Below are 22,296 nucleotides of genomic sequence, written 5' to 3'. Positions count from 1 at the left end.
GTGAAACATCACTCTTCGCCCGATGGCGATGTTTCACGTGAAACACCCTGTTTCACGTGAAACATCGCTTCACCTCCAGGAGGCCCCATGTCGGAGCGCCCCACCGGCGACGGCACCGCCAGCGTGCACGCCGGACGCCCGGCCGCCGAGCCCTACACCCCGTCGCTGCCCGGCCCGGTGTTCGTCTCGCACTACCACCTGCCCGGCGAGGCCGCCGGCCCGTACACCTACGGCCGGGACGAGAACCCGACGTGGACCCACCTCGAAGCGGCCATCTCGCAGCTGGAGGCGCCCGGTGCGGACGCCGACACCGTGGTGTTCGCCTCCGGGATGGCCGCGGTCTCCGCCGTGCTGCTGTCCCAGGTGCGGACCGGCGACACCGTCGTGCTGCCCTCCGACTGCTACCAGGCCACCCGCTCGCTGCGGCAGCGCCTGGACTCCTGGGGCGTCGACGTGCGGCTGGCACCCACCGCCGGCGACCAGCAGCTCGACGTCCTCGACGGCGCCCGGCTGCTGTGGATCGAGTCGCCCTCCAACCCGGAGCTCGACGTCTGCGACATCCGCCGGCTGGCCGCCGCCGCGCACGAACGCGGCGTCCTCGTCGCCGTGGACAACACCCTCGCCACCCCGCTCGGCCAGCGGCCGCTGGAACTCGGCGCCGACTTCTCGCTGGCCAGCGGCACCAAGGCGCTCACCGGCCACGGCGACCTGCTGCTCGGCTACGTCACGGTGACCGACCCGGCGCTGGCCGCCGCCGTCCGGCTGTGGCGCAAGACGGTCGGGGCGATCCCCGGCCCGATGGAGGCCTGGCTCGCGCACCGGTCGCTGGCCACCCTGCACCTGCGCGTCGACCGTCAGGCGGCCAACGCCGTCGCGCTCGCCGACGCGCTGCGCGGCCGCCCCGAGGTGACCGGCCTGCGCCACCCCGGCCTGCCCGACGACCCCGCGCACCGGATCGCCGCCGGCCAGATGCGCCGCTTCGGCTCGGTCGTCTCCTTCGTCCTGCCCGGCCGCGAGCACGCCGAACGCTTCCTGGCCGCCCTGCAGCTGACCACCGAGGCCACCAGCTTCGGCTCCGTCCTCAGCACCGCGGAACGCCGGGGACGCTGGGGCGGCGACGCGGTGCCGGACGGCTTCATCCGCTTCTCGGTCGGCGTGGAGGACGCCGAGGACATCGTCACGGACGTCCTCCAGGCCCTGGACGCCGCCCGGTAGCGGGACGAGACTGCCGCGCATGGCCAGAACCCGCGATTCCGATTGCGGCCCTCCGGGGCGTTTCGGCAGCCGCCCGGCGCGGCATGGTCCCACCATGCCAGCGCACGACCCCGATCCTGCCGCCCGGCCGGTGATCAAACGCACGGCCCGCGCGATCCTGCTCGACGACGACCAGCTCATCCTGATCAAACGCGTCAGACCCGGCGTACCGACCTACTGGGTGACCCCCGGCGGCGGCGTCGAGCCGGAGGACGCCACCGTGACCGAGGCACTGCACCGCGAGGTCGACGAAGAGGTCGGCGCCAGGGTCAGCGATCCGGTGACCGCCTTCGTCGACACGGTCGAACACGTCGGCGAGGACGGCACCGCTGGCGTCAAGATCCAGTACTTCTTCGCCTGCCGCCTGGAGTCCATGGACCTGTCCAGACGCCACGGCCCGGAGATCGAGCAGCCCAACGGCACCTACGACGTGGTCCGCGTCCCGTTCACCCCCGAGGGCGTCACGTCCGTCCGGCTCACCCCGGCGTCGCTGCGCACCTACCTGGCCGCCAACATCGAAGGCGTCCGCGCGCTCCTCGACCCCGACGTCGGCTGACGGTCAGCCGAACCAGCCGCGGAACGCCCCGGCGCCGTGCACCGGGGCGGGCGGCACCGCGCCTGCCTGCGGATCGCGGCGGTGGGCCCTGGCCAGCGCGCGTTCCGCCTCCCGGCGCCACATGTCCGGGTCCGGCAGCCCGGCCCGGTCCGCCCGGGACCGCACCGCCAGCCTGGCCCGCTCCGCCACGTCGGCGGGGGCCGGGCCGGGCAGCGGCGCGCCGGTGCCCCTGGCCGGTGCCGCTGGCTGCGCCGTGCGGCGTGCCGGATGGCGGGGCTCCTCGCGGGGGCCGTGGTGGGTGACGCTTTCGCGCCCCTCTGCGGTGCGGCCCTCCGCCGCGCGGCCTTCGGCGGCGGTGTGGAAGAAGTCGCCGCCCTTGCGGTGGACGTCGTCGGTGCCCCAGGCGCGGTCGCCGTCCGCCGTACCGCTCGCCGCGCCGGCCGGCGGCGCCTTGACCAGGTGCGGGATGTGCTTGGAGCAGTGGATGTAGGCCTCCTTGATGCCGACCTCCACCCAGATCTGCGGACGGCGGCCCGGCACCGGGTCGACCGGCAGGTCGGTGCGCCAGATCCGCATCAGCTCGTCGGGGACCAGCCGCGCCCGGCCGTTGACGTGCAGGCCGATACGGTCCCGGCCGAAGTCGACCAGCAGCAGGCCGACGTGCGGGTTCTCCTTGATGTTGCCGAGCGACGCCATGACGCCGTTGCCCCGGTACTCGGGGTAGGCCAGCGTCCGGTCGTCCAGCACCAGGACGAACCCGGGCGGCCCGGCCCGCAACGAGCTGTCGCACTCTCCCCCGGCGTCGGAGGTGGACAGGAAGAACATCTCCTGCCGGGCGACGAACTCCCGCATCCGGGTGTTGAGCCGGTCGCGCACCTGCTCGTCGTAGAACCGGCCGGCCCGGTCCACGGTGCCCAGTTCCCGCTGGAGCGCGTGCTCGCCCTCACCGCCCGGCAGCCCGGCCGGGGCCGCCGGGTCGTGCTGATGCTGGTTCACCGTGTCCTTTCCCGACGCCGTACGTGCGCGACGAGATCGTGGCCGCGCCCCGGAGCACCGTCAGTCGCGTGCCGAGACAAGCTCTTCCAGGGAGTCGTGCCGGATGCGGTAGTTGGGCATCCCGATGCCCAACAGCGCGTCGACACTGCTGCGGATCATCCCGGGCGGGCCCGACAGGTAGGCGTCGTACGCCGGCCAGGGCCCGAACCGCGCCACGATGTCCGGCAGGTGACCGGCCACCAGGCCGCCCTCGGCGTTCAGGGTGTCGGAGACCACCGGCCGCACCGACAGCCACGAGTGGCGCTGCTCCATCTCCAGCATGGTGTCGAGGTCGTACAGGTCGTGACCGCTGCGCGCCGCGTAGAAGACGTCGACCGGCCGTCTGCGCCCGTGTTCGGCGACGTCCTCCACCAGCGCCTTGATCGGCGCGATGCCGGTGCCGCCGCCGAGGCACAGCAGGCCGTCGTCGGTCTCGTGGTTGACGGTCATCGATCCGGCGGGCGGCCCGATCCGGATGACGTCACCGGGCCGGGCACGGTTGACGACGGCCGAGCTGACCCAGCCGGCCGGGACCGCCTTGACGTGGAAGGACAGCAGCCCGTCGGTGCGCGGCGCGGCGGCGAAGGAGTAGTGCCGCCACACCCGCGGCCACCAGGGCACCTCCAGGCTGGCGTACTGGCCGGCCAGGAAGGGGTACGGCTGGTCGGGCCGCACGGTGATGACGGCGATGTCGGCGGTGCGCCGCTCGTGCGAGACGATCTCCGCCTGCCACCACGGCGGCGCGACGTGCTCGTCCTCGGCCGCCGCGTCGATCATGATCTGCGAGATCGCGGTGTAGGCGCGCACCCAGGCGGCCTCCACCTCGTCGTTCCAGATCTCCGACGCGTACCGGGTCAGCGCCCCGATCAGGCACTCGCCGACCGCTGGATAGTGCTCGGGCCGGGTGCCGTACTTGCGGTGGCCGCGGCCGAGGTTGGCCAGGTACGCGGTGAGCGTCTCGGCGTCGTCGACGTGCTTGGCGGCGGTCAGCAGCGCCCGGAACAGCCGGTCGCGCTGGGTGTCCATGGCGGCCGGGAACAGCTCGCGCAGGTAGGGGTGGCGCAGGAACAGCAGCGCGTAGAAGTACGAGGTCGTCTTGTCGGCGACCGGTTCGATGACCCGCATGGTGCGGCGGATCAGGACGGCGTCCGGCGAGGCCGTCTCGTCCGGGCCGAACGACGCGGTGCCCGTCGGCTCCTCCGCGACGGGTTCCGGCTCGGGAGCGGGGGCCGGCGCAGGGGTGGGAGCCGGGGCCGGCGCCGGGGCCGGGGCGGCGCGGCGGACGGGCTCGGCGGGTGCCTGCTCGCGGCCGTACGCAGCCGGTCCACGGTCGTACGGCGGCGGGGCGGGGGACGTCGGCGCGGCGGGCGCGGCCGGCTGCGGTGCGGCGGGGGCGGCCTGCTCCTGGGCCTGCGGGCCGAACCAGGCGCCCTCGGGCCGCTGAACGGCGCGGGCCTCGGGCGCCTCGGGCCGGCGGGGCCTGGTCCACGGCGACGTCTCGTCCGGGTGGCCGGCGGCCCGGTCACCGCCGGAGGGGCGAACCGGCGGTCGCGGCGGTCCGGCGGCGGGCCCGGCACCGTCGAAACGGGCGCCGGGGGGCCGGTGGCGCGGCTCGGGGGCGCGGTCCGCCTCCCGGCCGTAGTGATCCGTCACGGAGCCGTAGCGGTCCGCCTGGCGGCCGTACCGCCCGCCGTCGGCGCCGTAACCGGCGGGAGCGGGGTACCCGGACGGCGGCTCGTAGCCGGACCGGTCCTCGTACGCCGAAGGGGCCTGGCGGCCCGGACGGTCCTCGTAGCCGGACGGACGCCCGTAACCGGAGCGGTCCTCGTAGCCCGAAGGGGCCTCGTAGCCGGAGCGGTCCTCGGAGCCGGGCGCGGGCGCGTTACCGGGGCGTGCCTCGTACCCGGACGGCGGCTCGTAGCGGGAGGGGGCCGGGCGCGGGGTGTCGCGCGGTGTCTCGGGGGCCGGCGAGCGGCCGAAGAGGCTCGGGCGGCGGGCCGGCGGCTCGGGGGCGGGGCTCGCCCGGTGGCGTTCCGCACCGGTGCCGACCGGCCGTATCGCGGAGGGGGGACGGCTGGGTATGGGGGCGTGGCCCAGCCGCTGGGGAGCGGCCTGCGGGTCGTTCTCCTCGGCCGGCGGGTTCACCTTGGTGAACCACCCCCAGCCGCCCTGGTCGTCCTGTCCCGGCCGGGAGCGGGCGGACGCGTCCGCGGGACGGCCGGAGCCCGCTCCGTTGTCCCGGCCCGCCGAACTGTGGGTCATGGCGTCCATCGTCTGCCTCGCCTCGAACATCTCCCGGTCGTTTCCCAGCATCCACAATCGGAACGTGTCAGCGCTCAGGCCGCCCGCGCGTCCCGCCTTCGCCACCGCCTCCCGTGAGGCCGTGCGAGGACAAGAGCGTGGCATACCACGCCCGGGAACGGACAAACAGCCGGAAGTCCGGGTAACGCACGTCCTGTTCACGTTAGGGTGAGTCGGCTCGCGGCGCCGGCCCGGTCGCGGCCGGTCGTGCGCGGGGACCCTGGCGCATTTCCGACGTCACGGCGGACCAACCGCGAACGAACGGACTCGACCATACCGGGCGGCCGTAATTCCACAAGTCCCGCTCCCCCCTGCCCGGCCGGCGCCGCCGTTATGTCGGCAATCGCCCGGACAGATGACCGCAATCGCCGCGCACCCGCAACACCGGCCGGAAAACGTGGCATGACGTCGTGTCAGCCGCAATCACGGCCCGCGCGGGCTCAGCGCGGGAGCGTCAGCGCGTACGCCTCGCGCAGGTCGTCGCCGCGGTAGGCCAGGGTCGCCAGGGCGGCCACGTTGTGGTCGCCGTTGACCGCCACGGAGACCGGCACGACGCCGAACAGCGCGGTGTCGGAGAGCGAGTCGCCGTAGGCCACGCACTCCGCGCGGGTGACGCCGTAGTCGGCGCACAGCCGGTCCGCGATGAGCACCTTGGATTCGGGCCGCAGAATGCCCGTGAGGTCCAGCGGGACGTCGCCGAAGGGGGGTTCGGGGAAGCGGGTGCCGTGCGCGGCGTGCGCGCCCCATTCCAGCAGCCGGCGGACGAAGAAGTCGGGGGACATCGATATCACCGCGCAGTACTCACCGCGCGCGCGGATGTCCGACCAGACCTCGCGGATACCGGCGAGCCACGGGGCGCCGTCGAAGGCGGCGGCGACCCGTTCGGCGGTCAGCTCACGCCACAGCCCGTACGCCTGGCCCGCGTAGGCCCCCGAGTCGATCTCGCCGACCGCGAACCGGGCGTCCATCTCCCGGAACTCCTCGACCAGGCCCAGTTCCCTCGCCAGCTCCACGTTGGCCGAACTGCCGCGCAACAGCGTCCCGTCCATGTCGAACAGGTGCAGCCTCGACACCGCGCTCCCCCTCGCTCCCGCTCCGCGCCCGGCACGGCCGCCGCACGCACCACGACTTCGGCACCATAACCGCGGGCGGACCGCTGATCACACCGGTATTTGGCGGATCCGGCCGCTGGCAGCACGGGCGGCGCCATCCCCGCCCCGAGGCCGGGCGCCGCGTTACCCCCGGTAGCTCTGGGCGGACCTCCTTGGTTGAGCGGAAAACTACCTGGTGGAGGGGGGTGCCGAGGTGTCCGCCTGATGATCTTCCGGGCCGTCAGCTGACGGTGCGGCAGTAGGCTCAGGGTCCATGTCGCACCAGTCCGTTGATCAGACCGCGATCGTGAAGACCCTCCTCAGCCTGGTCGGGCGATCCACGCTGCCGGTGCGGCAGGCACGGTCCGACGAGCGCCACGGCACGGCGTTCTGGTTCGACGACCTGGTGGCCGCGGGCCCGGACGGACCGGTGGTGCGCCAGTACCTGGTGACCGCCGACGCGATGACCCGCTTCGACCTGGGCGAGCTGGTACTGCGGCCCGAACTGTGCGACCCGCCGGTCAACCCGGACGTGCTGCTCATGCCGGGCTTCGCCGAGCAGTGGATCCGCCTGGAACGCCTCGGCCTGGCCGTCATGCCCACCACTGGCCTGCACGCGCACGCCGAACGCCGGGGTTGGCGCTGGACCACCGACCCGGTGGACGACGGCCTGGCCGCCGCGGTCGGCGACCTGGCCGCCCTCGACGGCCGCCCGGCCCCGGCCTACGCCGTCGGCCACCCGGTACCGCCGCGGCCCGGCGACGGCAGCGGCCCGGCGGTGGTGGCCGGCCACGTCTACCGCCGCAACGACAACACCCTCGGCTGGCAGGGCGCGATCCCCGACGGCCTGGCCGGCGCCCCCGTCCTCGCCGTCCCCCCCGGCCCGGACGGCACCGCCGACCCGCTGTGCATCGGCGCCCTGCTGCCCGGGAGGGGGCGCGACACCGTTGTCACCTTCGACCACGTCCGGCTGGCCCTGAGCGACCTGGCCCCGCCCCCGCCACCGCCCCCACGCCCCCGCTGGCCCCGCCGCGCCTGAACAGCGCCCCGACGGGGTCCGCCCGCCCCGGTCCCGGCTCCGCGCACACCGGTGCGCCGGACTCCGGGGCGCACGGCGGCACTCGCCGGGAGAACCGGCGCCGTGCGGGACGCGGCGATCCGGGCGGTACTGGACCCTTCGCCGCCCGGGTGGCCCGCACGGTGCCGCTGGAGGCCCTGCGGGCCCACGTCTCACCGGCGCTGGGCGACGTACGGCCCGGACGCAGCGACCTCGGCCTGGTGGCCGTGGCGGACGGCCGCCCGGACCCGGCGGCTGGACCGCGCGATGGCGGCGGACGAGTCCGCGGCGGCGAAGCTGTACCGCTGCTCCCCGGACGCCGCCCGGCTCGCCGCCCCCGGGGCCCGCCGCCTCGCGTGGGCGGGCAGCCACTGGACCGAACGCACCGTCACCCCCGTCACCCGACGCGAACTGCGCACCGCCGGCCCGCCCCTGCGCGGGCCACTCCCGGCCGATCTGCTCCCGGCCGTCACCGGCGCCGCACGGGCCGCGTTCGTCCGCGCCGGCCTGCGCGGCTTCCGGCTGCCCGCCGCCAACGCCCGCGCCCGCTGGCTGGACGACCTGTGGGTCGGCCTCGGCCTGCTGACGTACGCGCGGGCCACCGTGACGCTGCGGGACGGCCGGCCGATCACCGAGAGTGCGGCGCTCGACGTCCCGACCGGCCTCGGCGCCCCCGCCGACGTGGTCGCCGACACCCGCGGCCGCCGCTACGACCCGGCCACGGGGCCGCTGTCCCCGTACGCCCGGCTGCGCCCCGCCCGACGGACCCGCCCCCACCGGCGCCCGGCACAGCGGTCCGTCACGGCAGGCGGCGGTGTGCGGGGTCCGGGCGGAGAGGGCGTCGGCGGCGAGGTCGCGGGCCGAGGGGCGCGTCCTGAGGGCGCCGGGGCGGGCCGGCGCCGGGCGGGCGGCGGGGCACGGTGGCCGATGTCGGCGCGGCCGGTGTCAGACGTTGCCCGCCATGTCGACGAAGCGGGAGTAGTGGCCCTGGAAGGCGACGGTGATGGTCGCGGTGGGGCCGTTGCGGTGCTTGGCGACGATGAGGTCGGCCTCGCCGGCGCGGGGGGACTCCTTTTCGTAGGCGTCCTCGCGGTGCAGCAGGATGACCATGTCGGCGTCCTGCTCGATGGAGCCGGACTCACGCAGGTCGGAGACCATCGGCTTCTTGTCGGTGCGCTGTTCGGGACCACGGTTCAGCTGGGACAGCGCGATGACCGGCACCTCCAGCTCCTTGGCGAGCAGCTTGAGGTTTCGCGACATCTCCGAGACCTCCTGCTGGCGGCTCTCGGGACGGCGGGAGCCGCCGGACTGCATCAGCTGGAGGTAGTCGATGACGACCAGCCGCAGGTCGTTGCGCTGCTTGAGGCGGCGGCACTTGGCGCGGATCTCCATCATCGACAGGTTGGGCGAGTCGTCGATGTAGAGCGGACCGGCCGACACCTCGGGCATCCGGCGGGCCAGCCGGGTCCAGTCGTCGTCGGTCATGTTGCCGGAACGCATGTGGTGCAGGGCCACCCGGGCCTCGGCGGACAGCAGGCGCATGGCGATCTCGTTGCGGCCCATCTCCAGGGAGAAGAAGACGCTGGGCAGGCCGTGGGTGATGGAGCAGGAGCGGGCGAAGTCCAGCGCGAGGGTGGACTTGCCCATCGCCGGGCGGGCCGCGACCACGATCATCTGACCGGGGTGCAGCCCGTTGGTGAGCGAGTCGAGGTCGGTGAACCCGGTGGGCACACCGGTCATCTGGCCGCTGCGCGAGCCGATCGCCTCGATCTCGTCGAGCGCGCCCTCCATGATCTCGCTGAGCGGCAGGTAGTCCTCGCTGGTGCGCTGCTCGGTGACCGCGTAGATCTCCGCCTGCGCGGAGTTGACGATCTCGTCCACGTCACCATCGGCCGCGTAACCCATCTGGGTGATCCGGGTACCGGCCTCGACCAGGCGGCGCAGGACCGCGCGCTCGTGGACGATCTCCGCGTAGTACTCGGCGTTGGCCGCGGTGGGGACGACGTTGACCAGGGTGTGCAGGTAGGAGGCGCCGCCGACGCGGGTGATCTCGCCGCGCTTGGTCAGCTCGGCGGCCAGGGTGATGGGGTCGGCCGGCTCGCCACGGGCGTAGAGGTCGAGGATCGCGGTGTAGATCGTCTCGTGCGCCGGGCGGTAGAAGTCGTTGCCCTTGATGACCTCGACGACGTCGGCGATCGCGTCCTTCGACAGCAGCATGCCGCCGAGCACGGACTGTTCGGCGTCCAGGTCCTGCGGGGGTACGCGCTCGAAGCCGCCCTCGGACCAGCCGCCGCGCTCCCGGTCGCCGTCGCGCCCGCCGTCGCGGTCACGGTCCCGGCCGGAACCGCGTTCCCGGCCGCCGCCGTCGCCGTCGCGTCCCCGGCCGCGGCCGGGGCGTGCGGCGGGCAGCCGTTCGCCCGCGCCGCCCGGGTCGTCCGGGAACGGCGGATCGATCGGCGGCGCGTCTCCCCAGTGGTCGTCCGTGGGCTCGGGCTGGCTCACCCCCGCCACCTCCTCCCGGTCCATCACAGACCCCCTGCCGTGCACCCTTTTCTACGGCACGGGTCGGACATTCAAAGGCACCCGGCTCCGCTTCGGGCGCGTCGGTTCCCCGGTTCGCGCGACGCGATCCCGGCGCCCGGAAACAGGCGGGTGCCGCCCTACCGTAGGTCCCCCCGGCTCCGTCAGCCAAGATGGTTATCCACAGGCCATGTGGATGAACGCCCCCATCCTGTGGAGAAGCCCGGAAAACCTGTGTACAGCGCGGGGGACAGCGCTGTGGACAAGCCGGAGCGCTCCCCGCCGCACCCGCCTTGACCTGCGCATTCACCATCCACCGGCTGTGCAGGAGAAAAAGTTTCCCGGACGGCCGAAGATCACACCCGACCCTGCGGAGCCGATCACTCAGCGCCACCAAAGGTAAGCACTGGAAATGCCTTGTGACCATTACCTGTGGACGATTACCCTGAGCCGGTGACCTCGGCCCCCAGCACCCCCGGCGGCACCGCTCACCACCGGCCGCCGCAGCCCCCGAAAACCCCCAAGGACGTCCGGCGCCGGCACGACCGGGAAATCGTCGCGCTCGCTCTGCCGGCCTTCGGCGCCCTGGTCGCCGAACCGCTCTTCGTCATGGCCGACAGCGCGATCGTCGGCCACCTCGGCACCCCGCAACTGGCCGGACTCGGCGTCGCCGCGACCCTGCTGACCACCGCCGTCAACGTCTTCATCTTCCTCGCGTACGCCACCACGGCCGCCGTCGCCCGCCGGGTCGGCGCCGGCGACCTGTCCGCCGCCGTCCGGCAGGGCGTCGACGGCATCTGGCTCGCCCTGCTGCTCGGCGTCCTCGTCGTCGCGGTCGCCGTCCCGGGCGCCCCGGCGCTCACCGGGCTGTTCGGCGCGTCGGGCAACGCCAGCGGCTACGCGGTCACCTACCTCCGCATCAGCTGCCTGGGCATACCGGCGATGCTGATCGTGCTGGCGGCCACCGGAGTCCTGCGCGGCCTGCAGGACACCCGCACCCCGCTCGTGGTCGCCGTCGCCGGATTCACCGCCAACGCCGGCCTCAACCTGGCGCTGGTCTACGGCGCCGGACTCGGCATCGCGGGGTCGGCGTGGGGCACGGTGACCGCGCAGTGCGGCATGGCGGCGGTCTACCTCGCCGTCGTGGTGCGCGGCGCCCGGCGGCACGGGGTACCGCTGCGCCCGGACCTGGCCGGTATCCGAGCCTGCGCCACGGCGGGGGTGCCGCTGCTGGTGCGCACGATCAGCCTGCGGGCGGTCCTGGTGATCGCCACCGCGGTCGCCGCACGGCTGGGCGACGCCGAGGTGGCCGCCCACCAGATCCTGGTCACTCTGTGGAGCCTGCTGGCGTTCGCGCTGGACGCCATCGCCATCGCCGGCCAGGCCATCATCGGCCGCTGCCTGGGCGCCGGGGACACCGACGGCGCGCGGGCCGCCTGCCGCCGCATGGTGGGCTGGGGGACCGCGGTGGGGGTCGTCCTGGGGGCCCTGGTGGCCGTGGGGCGGCCGCTGTTCATCCCGCTGTTCACCTCCGACCCCACGGTCCGCGGCGCCCTGCTGCCGGCCCTGCTGGTCGTCGCGGTGACCCAGCCGATCTGCGGGCCGGTCTTCGTGCTGGACGGCGTCCTGATGGGCGCGGGGGACGGCCCCTATCTGGCGTGGGCGATGGTCGGCACGCTGGCGGTCTTCGTCCCGGCCGCCCTGGCGGTCCCCGCGCTGGGCGGCGCGCTCACCGCGCTGTGGTGGGCGATGGCCCTCTTCATGCTGACCCGCCTGCTGTTCCTGGGGGCGCGGGCCCGCTCCGGCCGGTGGATCGTCACCGGCGCGGTCCGGGAGTGAGGCGGCGGCGGGTCCGACGCAGTCCGGGAGCAAGGCGGCGGGGGTCCGACGCGGGCTCGACCCCGGTGATGTTTCACGTGAAACACGTACCGGCCACCGGCCTCGTTTCACGTGAAACATGACCCCTGAAGCAAGAGCGGCTCGGCATGCCCCGGGCCGGGTCGCGCTCCTACCGGGCCGGCGCCTACTCCGGCGGAGCCGACACCGTCCAGAACGCGCCGCACACCAGCCGAGCCAGCACCACACCATCCACGCGCCGCCCTCCGGCGGAGCCGGCAGCATCGCACCGGCCAGGCACACCCCACGCGGCCTCAAGCACGCCACACGGCCCGCCACGCCACACCACCCCGCCCGGGCCACGCCGCCCTCCGGCGGAGCCGGCAGCACCACACCGGCCAAGCGCACCCCACGCGGCCCCGGCAACCCCGCGCGGCCCATCCCGTTTCACGTGAAACATGACCCGGAACAGCCGCAGGGCCGGTCCTCCCCGAGGGGAGGACCGGCCCTGCGTCATGACTGCGCGGAGCGCTCAGGTCAGGCGCCGACGACCTCGAGGTCGAGGCGGACCGAGACCTCCGGGTGGAGGCTGATGGTCACCTGGTGCGCACCGACGGTCTTGATCGGCGCGACGAGCGCGACACGGCGCTTGTCCACCGAGGGACCGCCCGCGGCCTGGATCGCCGAGGCGACGTCGGCCGGGGTGACGGAGCCGAAGAGACGGCCGGTGTCACCCGCGCGGGTCGACAGCTTGATCTTGACGTTCTCGAGCTTGCCCTTGACCTCGTTGGCCTGCTCAAGGGTGTGGATCTCGCGGATCCGGCGCGCGCGGCGGATCTGCTCGACGTCCTTCTCGCCGCCCTTGGTCCAGCGCAGCGCGAAGCCGCGGGGGACCAGGTAGTTGCGGGCGTAGCCGTCCTTGACGTCGACGACGTCGCCTGCGGCACCGAGGCCACTGACCTCGTTGGTGAGGATGATCTTCATGCGTCGGTCACCCTCTCTCAGCGAGCAGTCGAGGTGTAGGGCAGCAGCGCCATCTCACGGCTGTTCTTGACGGCCGTGGCGACGTCACGCTGGTGCTGCGTGCAGTTGCCGGTCACGCGGCGGGCACGGATCTTGCCGCGGTCGGAAATGAACTTCCGCAGCAGGTTCGTGTCCTTGTAGTCAACGTAGTTGACCTTGTCCTTGCAGAACGCGCAGACCTTCTTCTTCGGCTTGCGCGGAGGCGGCTTCGCCATGTTCTCTCTCCTGTGAAATCAAGAAGTGGTGTGCAACCGCCCTTAGAAGGGCGGCTCGTCCGAGTAGCCGCCGCCGCTGCCGCCGGAGCTTCCGCCCCAGTTGCCGCCGCCACCGCCGCCGCTCTGGCCGCCGGCCGGTGCGCTGGTCGCCCACGGGTCGTCGGCCGGGGCGCTGCCGCCCTGACCGCCGCCGCCGGAGTTCCCGCCGCCCCAGTTGCCGCCGCCCTGACCGCCGCCCTGGCCACCGCCGTAGCCGCCCTGACCACCCTGGCCGCCGCGGCCGGCAGTCTTGGTGACCTTGGCGGTCGCGCTGCGCAGCGAGACGCCGACCTCTTCGACGTCGAGCTCGTAGACCGTCCGCTTCACGCCTTCGCGGTCCTCGTACGACCGCTGCTTGAGCCGGCCCTGCACGATGACGCGCATACCGCGCTGAAGTGACTCGGCCGCGTTCTCCGCCGCCTGCCGCCAGACCGAGCAGGTGAGGAACAGGCTCTCGCCGTCCTTCCACTCATTGGTCTGCCGGTCGAAGGTGCGGGGGGTGGACGCGACACGGAACTTCGCGACCGCCGCACCGGAGGGGGTGAAGCGCAGCTCGGGATCGTCGACAAGGTTGCCGACGACCGTGATGACGGTCTCGCCTGCCATGGTGGGTGACCTCTCGGCGGTTGTGCTGTGCTGCTGGCTGCTCGGTGCCGTACTCAGCTCTGGGCGCGCGAGGCGCTCAGTGCATTTCCGGGCGGAGGACCTTGGTCCGCAGAACCGACTCGTTCAGGTTGAGCTGACGGTCCAGCTCCTTGACGACCTCGGGCGTGGCGTTGAGGTCGAGAACCGAGTAGATGCCCTCGGGCTTCTTGTTGATCTCGTAGGAGAGACGACGACGCCCCCAGGTGTCGACCTTCTCCACCTTGCCACCGCCGTTGCGGATGACGGCAAGGAAGCTCTCGATCAGGGGGGCGACGGAGCGCTCCTCCAGATCCGGGTCGAGGATGACCATTACCTCGTAGTGACGCATGGTGGAACCCACCTCCTCTGGACTCAGCGGTCACGGCGTTTCCGTGACAGGAGGGTTTACTGTGCGTCGCACCGGCAAGAAGGCTCACCGGTGCAGACGGTCCACACTACCTGTCAACCACCCCCGGCTTGAAATCGGCCGGTAGCGGGGACAATCTGTACACAAGGGTTTGCACGGCGCCACGACGCGCGCGACCTTCCGTTCACGGAGGTGCCCCATGTCACAGACCTACCGGCCCCACGACGTCATGAGCCTGCTCAATTCCGACGGCAAGGCCCATCCACGGGAGAACGGGCTGGCGCTGGCCACCGCCGTTCTGGGACTGCTCGCGGTCATCACGGCGATCTTCCCGAGCCTGCACCTGATCAGCTCCTGGGCCGGCCTGGCCGGCTTCCTGACCGGCGGCTACGCGCAGTTTGTCTCCCAGACCACCGGCGAGCGCTTCATCGCGGTGATCGGGCTCGGCTGCGCCGGGCTCGGCCTGGCCCTCGGGATCGCGCACGGCGGTCTGTGGGGCGGTATGTGACCACCGCCGCCGCGCGGCCCCGAAGGCGCCACGCACCGCGGAGAGCGTCACGCCGCAGAACGGGGCGTTCCCCACGCGCAGTAGGCTTCCGCCGGTAGTCCGGTTGGAACCCGCAAGCGTGGGGAGCGCCACGAATGAGCCTGACCCTGAGGACCATCAGTCCCGAGCAGCATCTGGCGTACATCCAGAGCCTGCCCGCCGCCAGCCACATGCAGGTTCCCGCGTGGGCCGGCGTGAAGGCCGAGTGGCGCTCGGAGAACCTGGGCTGGTTCGACGCCGAGGACCGTCTGGTCGGTGTCGGCCTGGTCCTCTACCGTCAACTTCCCAAGGTGAAGAGGTACCTGGCGTACCTCCCCGAGGGGCCCGTCATCAACTGGTACGCGCCCAACCTGGAGGAGTGGCTGCGCCCGATGCTGGCGCACCTGAAGGCGCAGGGCGCCTTCACGGTGAAGATGGGACCGCCGGTCATCATCCGGCGCTGGGACACCGCCGCCATCAAGGCCGGTATCGCCGACCCGGACGTCAAGCGGCTGCGCGACATCGAGGCCAGCGTGATCGAACCGCGCGCCTTCGAGGTCTCCGACCGGCTGCGCCGCATGGGCTGGCAGCAGGGTGAGGACGGCGGCGCCGGCTTCGGCGACGTCCAGCCGCGCTACGTCTTCCAGGTCCCGCTGACGGACCGCAGACCGGAGGACCTGCTCAAGGGGTTCAACCAGCTGTGGCGCCGCAACATCAAGAAGGCCGAGAAGGCCGGCGTCCAGGTGGTGCAGGGCGGCTACGACCAGCTCCCGCTGTGGCAGCAGCTGTACGAGGTCACCGCCGAGCGCGACCACTTCCGGCCGCGCCCGCTGTCGTACTTCCAGCGGATGTGGACCGTCCTCAACTCCGAGGACCCCAACCGGATGCGGCTGTACTTCGCCATGCACGAGGGTGAGGCGGTCGCCGCGGCCACCATGCTCATCGTCGGCGGCCACGTCTGGTACTCCTACGGTGCCTCCGCGAACCACAAGCGCGAGGTGCGGCCCAGCAACGCCATGCAGTGGCGGATGCTCCAGGACGCCCACGCGATGGGGGCGAGCGTGTACGACCTGCGCGGCATCAGCGACTCGCTGGACGAGACGGATCACCTTTTCGGCCTCATCCAGTTCAAGGTGGGTACCGGTGGCCAGGCGGCAGAATACTTGGGTGAGTGGGACTTCCCGCTGAACAAGCTGCTTCACAAGGCCCTCGACATCTACATGTCGCGCCGCTGACCGCACGGTCCGCGCCGCTTCCCGTTCCACCCTTCACCAGGAAGGTCCCGACACCGCCATGGCGCTCACCCTGTACGTCGACACCGCGCGCTGGCGTGCGCACCACAAGTCCGTGGTGGACCAGTTCCCCGCCCTGATCCCGGTCTGCAAGGGCAACGGCTACGGCTTCGGCCACGAGCGGCTGGCGGACGAGGCCACCCGGCTGGGCTCCGACATGCTCGCCGTCGGCACGACGTACGAGGCCGCCCGGATCAAGGACTGGTTCGGCGGCGACCTGCTGGTCCTGACCCCGTACCGGGTCGGCGAGGAGCCGGTGCCGCTGCCGGACCGGGTCATCCGCTCGGTCTCCTCCGTCGAAGGGGTGCGCGGGCTGGTCGGCGCGCGGGTCGTCATCGAGGTCATGAGCTCGATGCGGCGGCACGGCGTCACCGAGGACGACCTGGGCAAGCTCCAGCACGCCATCGAGGACGTCCGGCTGGAGGGCTTCGCCATCCACCTGCCGCTGGACCGGGCCGACGGCTCGGACGCGGTGGAGGAGGTCTTCACCTGGATGGAACGGCTGCGCGGTGCCCGGCTGCCGTTGAACACCATGTTCGTCAGCCACCTGAAGCCGCAGGAGCAGGCCGCCCTCCAGCAGCAGTTCCCGCAGACCCGGTTCCGGGCCCGGATCGGCACCCGGCTGTGGCTGGGCGACCACGACGCGACGGTGTACCGCGGCGCGGTGCTGGACGTCACCCGGATCGCGAAGAACGAGCGGTACGGCTACCGCCAGCAGCGGGCGGCCGGCGACGGCCACCTGGTGGTCGTGGCGGGCGGCACCTCGCACGGGGTGGGTCTGGAGGCCCCCAAGGCGGTGCACGGCGTCATGCCGCGCGCCAAGGGCGTCGCACGGGCCGGCCTGGCCACCGTCAACCGGAACCTGTCCCCGTTCGTGTGGGCCGGCAAGCAGCGGTGGTTCGCCGAGCCGCCGCACATGCAGGTGTCGATCCTCTTCCTGCCCGGCGACGTCGCCCCGCCCGCGGTCGGCGACGAGCTGGTGGCGCACCTGCGGCACACCACCACGCAGTTCGACCGCATCGTCGACCGCTGAGCGGACCGCCGACCGGCGCTCGGCCGGCCGGCGGCGCCGGTCGCGGAGTCGGGGGCGGGGTCAGTCGAGGGGCCGGCCGTCCGGTGGCACCGGGGCGGCGGGCCTGCCGCTCGCGCGGCGTCGGCCGCCGGCCACCCGGCCGCCGCCCAGCGTGACCATGTCGGGCGCGCCGTCCAGCACCCCGCCGGAGGGGTCGTCGGAGCCGTCCAGCCGGACCGGGTCGTTGCCCGACCGCATGGCGTCGCGGACCACCATGAAGCACAGGTAGGCCGTGCCGATCAGGTGCAGCGCGATCGCGATGTCGTAGCCACCCATCGGCAGGCCCTTGTCGTTGCCGCCGGTGGTGTACGACAGGTACATCCAGATGCCGAGGAAGTACATCACCTCGCACGCCTGCCAGATCAGGAAGTCGCGCCAGCGCGGCCGGGCCAGCGCGGCCAGCGGGATCAGCCACAGCACGTACTGCGGCGAGTAGACCTTGTTGGTCAGGATGAACGCGGCCACCACCAGGAAGGCGAGCTGGGCGAAGCGCGGGCGGCGCGGGGCGCCCAGGGCCAGCAGGGCGATCAGCAGGCAGGCCAGCACCATCAGCGCGGTCGCCAGGCCGTTGGCCAGCCCGACCGAGATCGGCAGGCCGGTGCGCTGGGAGATCATCAGCCACACCGAGCCGAAGTCGATGCCCCGGGTCTGGCTGTAGGAGTAGAACTGCTTCCAGCCCGGCCAGGCCAGCCACATCACCGGCAGGTCCGCCACCAGCCAGGCGGCAGCGGCGGCGGCCACGCACTTCAGGTACGGCCGCATCCGCCCGCCACGCAGGCACAGGAAGAGCAGCGGGCCCAGCAGCAGCACGGGGTAGAGCTTGGCGGCGGTGGCCAGTCCCAGCAGCAGGCCGGCCGCCACCGGCCGTGAGCGGGCCCACAGCAGCATCCCGACGGCCGTCAGCGCGACCGCCAGCAGGTCCCAGTTGATGGTGGCGGTCAGCGCCAGCGCGGGGGCCAGCGCGACCAGCAGCGCGTCCCACGGGCGGCGCCGGTGGGTGCGGGCGACCGCGACGACGGTGACCACCGCGCAGACCAGCAGCATCGCGGCGTTGACCAGCCAGTACACCTGCTCGCGGTGCACCAGGTCGGAGCCGTGCGGGGTCAGCCAGGAGGCGATCTCCATGAACAGCCCGGTCAGCACCGGGTATTCCAGGTACCCCATGCCGCCGGAGATGCCGTTGGGGATGTGGTCGAAGTACGGCACCTGGTCGTCGGCGAAGCCGCGGGCGAAGAACAGGTGCGGGATGTCGGAGTAGCAGGCGTGGGTGTACTGGTCGTTGGCGCCGAAGAACCAGGCGTGGTCGTAGCAGGGCACCTTCTGGGCCATGCCCAGCGCGAACAGCACGATGGCGGCGAGGACGATGATCCGCACCGGGTTCCACCAGCCGCGGCGGTCGGAGATCGCGCGGCGGCCGGCCGGGCCGCCGATCAGCTCGCTGCCGGCCCGGGCCACCGGATCCTCGGCGCTGGGCAGCACCGCCGGGCCCCGCCCGGCCGCGGCGCTCTCGTCGTTCTCGCGCACGGTCGTCATGCGGGACATCCTGCCGTACCCGCCCGGGGGCCGGGCGCGAGGCATGACGAAGGCCGCGGGACGTCTGTCGCGTCCCGCGGCCTTCGCGGTGTTCATCCGGGCGTGCGGCGGGGGCTATCCGGTGTTGCCACCGAACAGTCCGCCGTTGGCCCCGCCACCGTTGTTGCCTCCGCCGTTGTTGCCGCCCCCGGTCCCGGGGCCGGTACTCGGCGTGGTGGACGGCATGCCGCCGCCCCCGGTGCCGCCGTTGCCACCGCCGGTGCCGCCGCCGGGCTGGCAGCCGAAGAAACCGCAGCTGTCGGACGGGCCGGGCAGCGGGGTGCCCGAGACCGACGGCGAGATCGACGGGGACGGTGAGGTGGACGCCGACGCGCTGGGCGACGGGGTCGCCGACGGCGACGGCGAGGAACTGGCGCCGTGCGCGTTGACCGCGGTGCCCAGCTTGGGCACCGGCGGGAACTGCTTGACCGGCTGGCCGGCCAGCGCCTGCTTCATGTACGCGGTCCAGATCTCCGTCGGGTAGGACGCGCCGAAGATCTTGGCGTTGCCGCCGAGGCCGTACATGGGCAGGAACGTCGGGGGCTTGGCCTGGTCGTTCATCCGGAACATGCCGATGGACGTCGCCAGTTGCGGGGTGTAACCGGTGAACCACGCCGACTTGTTGCTGTCGGTGGTGCCGGTCTTGCCCGCCGCCGGGCGGCCCAGGTTCAGCGCGTAGGTGCCGGTGCCGTGCTGGACCACGTCCTGAAGGACGCCGGTGACGTTCTGCGCCACCGCGGAGCTGTAGGCCTGGGTCGAGGTGGAGTGGTGCTGGTAGATCGCCACACCCTTCTGCTCCACCTTGGTCACCGAGTACGGCTCGTAGTGCTCACCGTTCGAGGCGAAGGTGGAGTAGGCGTCGGCCATCCGGATCGCCGACGGCGAGGAGGTGCCGATGGAGAACGACGGGTACTGGTCGCTGGCCAGGCTGTCCTTGTTGACGCCGGCCGCCAGGGCCGACTTCTGCACCATGTCGGTGCCGACGTCCATGCCGAGCTGGACGTAGGTGGAGTTCACCGACTCCTGCATGGCGTGTTCCAGGGTGTTCGACGGGAAGTTGTCACTCTCGTCGTTGGCCTGGAGCCACTCCTTGCCGTCCTTGTCGGTCCACACCTGGCCGTTGTACTGCAGGACCTTCCAGTTGTTCTTGCCCGGATACTCACTCTTGGGCGAGACGATCGTCCGCTCCGACAGTGGTTGCTCCGTGGGCCCGTTGGGATCCCGCACGCCGTACTGCATGGCGGCCGCCAGGACGAACGGTTTGAACGTCGAGCCCACCTGCGCGCCGGTGTAGTCGGCGTTGTCGGTGAAGTGCTTCAGGTAGTCCACGCCGCCGTAGATGGCTCTGATCGCGCCGTCTCCCGGCACCACCGACGCACCGCCGAACTGCACGTAGGTGTCGGTCTTGGGCCGCAGCTTCGTGTTGAAGCTGGCCTTGGTGACGTCGGTGACCGCCTTCTGCATCGCCATCACGTCCTTCTTGTTGAAGGTCGTGTAGATCTGGTAGCCGCCTTGCGCCAGGTCGCGCGCGGTGACCGGGCTGCTGGCCTCGACGTAGTTGTCCGCCAGGTCGGTCAGATAACCGATCTGGCCCGCCTTGTTGGTGGCCGGCTTCGGCGGCTTGGGCATCGGGAAGGTCTTGTACTGCGCCCGCTGGGAAGGGGTCAGGTCGTGCGTGTCCACCTCGCGGTCGAGGATCCAGCTCCACCGGGCCTTCGCCCGGGTCAGGTTCTCGCTCGGCGTGGCGCCGGGCCCGATACCGCCGTTGGGGTCGTAGAGGTTGGGGCCGTTGAGCAGCGCGCCCATGAACGCCGACTGGGACACGCTCAGCTTGTCGCAGTCGATCCCGTAGTAGGCCTGCGAGGCGGCCTGGATGCCGTACGCGCCGCGCCCGTAGTAGCCGGTGTTGAGATAGCCCGCGAGGATCTTCGACTTGGGCATCTGCTCGCCGACCTTGATGGAGATGAGCATCTCCTTGAACTTGCGGGTGACCGTCTGGCTCTGGTCGAGGTAGGTGTTCTTCACGTACTGCTGCGTGATGGTCGAACCGCTCTGCGTCTCACCTCCCTCGGCCATCTTCACGATCGCCCGTGCGACGCCCTGCGGGTCGATCCCGGAGTCGGTCCAGAACGTCGCGTTCTCCGCGGAGACCACGGCGTTCTGCATCGGCTTGGGAATGTCCTGGATGTCGACGATCTGCCGGTTGAGGTCGCCGCCGCCGGAGACCACCATCGGCGTCCCGTCGGCCCAGTAGTAGACGTTCTTCTGGGTCGCGGCGGCCGCGTTCTCGCTGGGCACGCCCACCGTCAGGTACGCGACGCCGATCAGGGCCACCAGGGTGCCGCAGAACGCCACCGTGATACCCATCGACTGCCGCCACGACGGCGTCCAGCGACGCCAGCCGTGCTTGCCCCAGCGGGGGTAGTCGATCAGCCGCTTCGGCTTGGGGCCGTTGGGTCCGTGGGGCCCGTTGGGTCCGTTCGGACCGCGTCCGCCGCCACCGGTGCCGCCGCCGCCCCGGCGGCCGCCGCCGGCACCGGGGCCGTCGGGTCCGCCGGCCGCCCGGCGCCGGCCGCCGCGCTGCGCGGCGCGGCGCGCCTCGGCGCGGCCGCCGTAGGGCCGCTCCGGTTCGCTGTCGTGGTGCCGGGCCGGGGCCCCCCGGTACGCACCCCCCGTTCCGTTCGTGTCACCGGGGCCCGAGGGGCCGCCGGTACCGGATGGATCTCTGCCGCCGTAGGGACCCGGGCCGCTCCGGGGAGGCGTGGGACGCCCCCCGGCCGGCGACGGGGACGGGGGCTGTGCTCCGCGGCGGCCTGCGGCGCGCCCGCCGCCGTTTGGCTGCGGCGGCTTGCGGCGGTGCTCGCTCATACTTCCAGCTACTCCTCGGACAGGCGGATCCGCCTGAAGGTGGCAGTTGTGTTCCGGTCCCCCCGGACTGCGGCCCCGCCGGGCCACACGACACCTAGGACCATGACGCCTGCTGGCATCACATAGTTCCCGATGCTCTGCATGGCGAACAGAGTACGCACCGTCAAACCCCGAGCTAAGTCAACCTTCGTCGCATATCGGACAGTTGGTCGTCCGCAACTTCCTGTGTGACGGCGTTCACCACGAGACACCTTGCGAGAAGCACATGCCCGTTCTATCGTCACGATGTATCGAGTCGATACATCAGAACGACATAAGGAAGCAGCTGACGGCAGGGCGCCACGCGTCCGGGAGTACGGCGGGGAGGCGACCATGAGCAGGCGTTCCGGCGTTCTGGAGTTCGCCGTCCTCGGACTGCTCCGCGAATCGCCGATGCACGGGTACGAGCTGCGCAAGCGGCTCAACACCTCGCTCGGCGTCTTCCGCGCCTTCAGCTACGGCACGCTCTACCCATGCCTGAAGACCCTGGTCGCCCAGGGCTGGCTGACGGAGGAGTCCGCGTCGCAGGAGCCGCTGTCGGCGGCACCGCTGGGCGGGCGCCGGGCGAAGATCGTCTACCGGCTGACCCCGGCGGGCAAGGAGCATTTCGAGGACCTGCTCGCGCAGAGCGGGCCGGACGCCTGGGAGGACGAGCAGTTCGGCGTCCGCTTCGCCTTCTTCGGCCACACCGAGCGCGAGGTACGGATGCGGGTGCTTGAAGGGCGCCGCAGCCGGCTGGAGGAACGCCTGGAGCGGATGCGCGCCTCACTGGCCCGCACCCGCGAGCGGCTCGACGACTACACCCTCGAACTGCAACGGCACGGCATGGAATCGGTGGAACGTGAGGTCCGCTGGCTCAACGAGCTGATCGAGACGGAACGGACCGGGCGCGGACGCGCCGCGGACCGCGACGCCGCCGGTCCGGCCCGGGAAGGCACCGATCCGCACAGCACCACCACCTGAGGGCCCGTCTCCGCCGGGCCGTCCGATCAACCGTTTACCACCACCG

19 protein-coding genes are annotated in these 22,296 nt (G+C 72.3%); 8 read left to right on the top strand and 11 right to left on the bottom strand.

Annotated elements, in window-relative coordinates; translation table 11 throughout:
* Positions 1-87: 87 nt before the first annotated feature.
* Both POF43_RS04235 and POF43_RS04230 read left to right on the top strand, forming a co-directional pair.
* Entirely contained in the window at positions 88-1,215 is a 1,128-nt protein-coding gene (locus tag POF43_RS04235) for a cystathionine gamma-lyase (protein ID WP_271322988.1), read from the top strand.
* 94 nt (positions 1,216-1,309) lie between these two features.
* Positions 1,310-1,810: an NUDIX domain-containing protein gene (locus POF43_RS04230; RefSeq protein ID WP_271313985.1), complete on the top strand. Its 501-nt coding sequence runs from the start codon at positions 1,310-1,312 to the stop codon at positions 1,808-1,810.
* Between the two features lie 3 nt (positions 1,811-1,813).
* Here POF43_RS04230 and POF43_RS04225 read toward each other — a convergent pair whose 3' ends face one another.
* From POF43_RS04225 to POF43_RS04215, 3 genes are all read right to left on the bottom strand, one after another.
* Positions 1,814-2,806, bottom strand: a complete 993-nt coding sequence (locus POF43_RS04225) for a pyridoxamine 5'-phosphate oxidase family protein (RefSeq protein WP_271313986.1) — start codon at positions 2,804-2,806, stop codon at positions 1,814-1,816.
* Between the two features lie 60 nt (positions 2,807-2,866).
* Positions 2,867-5,158: a globin domain-containing protein gene (locus POF43_RS04220; RefSeq protein ID WP_282704409.1), complete on the bottom strand. Its 2,292-nt coding sequence runs from the start codon at positions 5,156-5,158 to the stop codon at positions 2,867-2,869.
* A 428-nt stretch (positions 5,159-5,586) separates the two neighbouring features.
* Positions 5,587-6,219, bottom strand: a complete 633-nt coding sequence (locus tag POF43_RS04215; RefSeq protein WP_271318385.1) for an HAD family hydrolase — start codon at positions 6,217-6,219, stop codon at positions 5,587-5,589.
* Positions 6,220-6,511: 292 nt separating this feature from the next.
* Between POF43_RS04215 and POF43_RS04210 the strand changes: the two genes are divergently transcribed.
* Positions 6,512-7,276 carry a hypothetical protein gene (locus POF43_RS04210; protein ID WP_282698735.1) on the top strand — a complete coding sequence of 255 codons (765 nt, stop codon included), beginning with the start codon at positions 6,512-6,514 and terminating at the stop codon, positions 7,274-7,276.
* 191 nt (positions 7,277-7,467) lie between these two features.
* On the opposite strand, the gene POF43_RS04205 is transcribed toward POF43_RS04210, so the two are convergent.
* On the bottom strand, positions 7,468-7,713 hold the full coding sequence (locus POF43_RS04205) for a hypothetical protein (RefSeq protein WP_282704408.1): 246 nt from the start codon (positions 7,711-7,713) through the stop codon (positions 7,468-7,470).
* A gap of 526 nt (positions 7,714-8,239) precedes the next feature.
* Positions 8,240-9,796 (bottom strand): replicative DNA helicase, encoded by a 1,557-nt coding sequence (gene dnaB / locus POF43_RS04200; RefSeq protein ID WP_271313127.1) that lies wholly within the window; start codon positions 9,794-9,796, stop codon positions 8,240-8,242.
* Between the two features lie 471 nt (positions 9,797-10,267).
* Here dnaB and POF43_RS04195 point away from each other — a divergent pair, with 471 nt between their 5' ends.
* Positions 10,268-11,653 carry an MATE family efflux transporter gene (locus tag POF43_RS04195; RefSeq protein WP_372515819.1) on the top strand — a complete coding sequence of 462 codons (1,386 nt, stop codon included), beginning with the start codon at positions 10,268-10,270 and terminating at the stop codon, positions 11,651-11,653.
* A gap of 534 nt (positions 11,654-12,187) precedes the next feature.
* Here the strand turns inward: POF43_RS04195 and rplI are convergent.
* The 4 genes from rplI to rpsF all read right to left on the bottom strand — a co-directional run bounded on the left by rplI (position 12,188) and on the right by rpsF (position 13,900).
* Positions 12,188-12,634, bottom strand: a complete 447-nt coding sequence (gene rplI, locus POF43_RS04190) for a 50S ribosomal protein L9 (RefSeq protein WP_271313128.1) — start codon at positions 12,632-12,634, stop codon at positions 12,188-12,190.
* Positions 12,635-12,651: 17 nt separating this feature from the next.
* Positions 12,652-12,888 carry a 30S ribosomal protein S18 gene (gene rpsR / locus POF43_RS04185; RefSeq protein ID WP_271313129.1) on the bottom strand — a complete coding sequence of 79 codons (237 nt, stop codon included), beginning with the start codon at positions 12,886-12,888 and terminating at the stop codon, positions 12,652-12,654.
* Positions 12,889-12,930: 42 nt separating this feature from the next.
* Positions 12,931-13,533, bottom strand: coding sequence for a single-stranded DNA-binding protein (locus POF43_RS04180; RefSeq protein ID WP_271313130.1), 603 nt, complete (start codon positions 13,531-13,533; stop codon positions 12,931-12,933).
* Positions 13,534-13,609: 76 nt separating this feature from the next.
* Positions 13,610-13,900: a 30S ribosomal protein S6 gene (gene rpsF, locus POF43_RS04175; RefSeq protein ID WP_271313131.1), complete on the bottom strand. Its 291-nt coding sequence runs from the start codon at positions 13,898-13,900 to the stop codon at positions 13,610-13,612.
* Positions 13,901-14,117: 217 nt separating this feature from the next.
* Here rpsF and POF43_RS04170 point away from each other — a divergent pair, with 217 nt between their 5' ends.
* The 3 genes from POF43_RS04170 to POF43_RS04160 all read left to right on the top strand — a co-directional run bounded on the left by POF43_RS04170 (position 14,118) and on the right by POF43_RS04160 (position 16,769).
* Positions 14,118-14,426: a hypothetical protein gene (locus POF43_RS04170; RefSeq protein ID WP_271313132.1), complete on the top strand. Its 309-nt coding sequence runs from the start codon at positions 14,118-14,120 to the stop codon at positions 14,424-14,426.
* Positions 14,427-14,560: 134 nt separating this feature from the next.
* On the top strand, positions 14,561-15,679 hold the full coding sequence (locus POF43_RS04165; RefSeq protein ID WP_271313133.1) for a lipid II:glycine glycyltransferase FemX: 1,119 nt from the start codon (positions 14,561-14,563) through the stop codon (positions 15,677-15,679).
* A gap of 58 nt (positions 15,680-15,737) precedes the next feature.
* The gene (locus POF43_RS04160) at positions 15,738-16,769 is read left to right on the top strand and encodes an alanine racemase (protein ID WP_271313134.1); all 1,032 of its coding nucleotides are present in this window, start codon (positions 15,738-15,740) and stop codon (positions 16,767-16,769) included.
* A gap of 60 nt (positions 16,770-16,829) precedes the next feature.
* On the opposite strand, the gene POF43_RS04155 is transcribed toward POF43_RS04160, so the two are convergent.
* Positions 16,830-18,341, bottom strand: coding sequence for a glycosyltransferase family 87 protein (locus POF43_RS04155; protein ID WP_271322955.1), 1,512 nt, complete (start codon positions 18,339-18,341; stop codon positions 16,830-16,832).
* A 114-nt stretch (positions 18,342-18,455) separates the two neighbouring features.
* Positions 18,456-21,248 carry a transglycosylase domain-containing protein gene (locus POF43_RS04150; RefSeq protein WP_271322954.1) on the bottom strand — a complete coding sequence of 931 codons (2,793 nt, stop codon included), beginning with the start codon at positions 21,246-21,248 and terminating at the stop codon, positions 18,456-18,458.
* A gap of 372 nt (positions 21,249-21,620) precedes the next feature.
* On the opposite strand from POF43_RS04150, the gene POF43_RS04145 reads away from it, so the two are divergent.
* On the top strand, positions 21,621-22,250 hold the full coding sequence (locus POF43_RS04145) for a PadR family transcriptional regulator (RefSeq protein WP_271313137.1): 630 nt from the start codon (positions 21,621-21,623) through the stop codon (positions 22,248-22,250).
* Positions 22,251-22,296: the final 46 nt, after the last annotated feature.

Origin of the sequence: Streptantibioticus silvisoli (assembly GCF_027947535.2) — a bacterium.
Classification (GTDB): domain Bacteria; phylum Actinomycetota; class Actinomycetes; order Streptomycetales; family Streptomycetaceae; genus Streptantibioticus_C; species Streptantibioticus_C silvisoli.
This window is presented reverse-complemented; position numbering and strand designations above follow the sequence as displayed.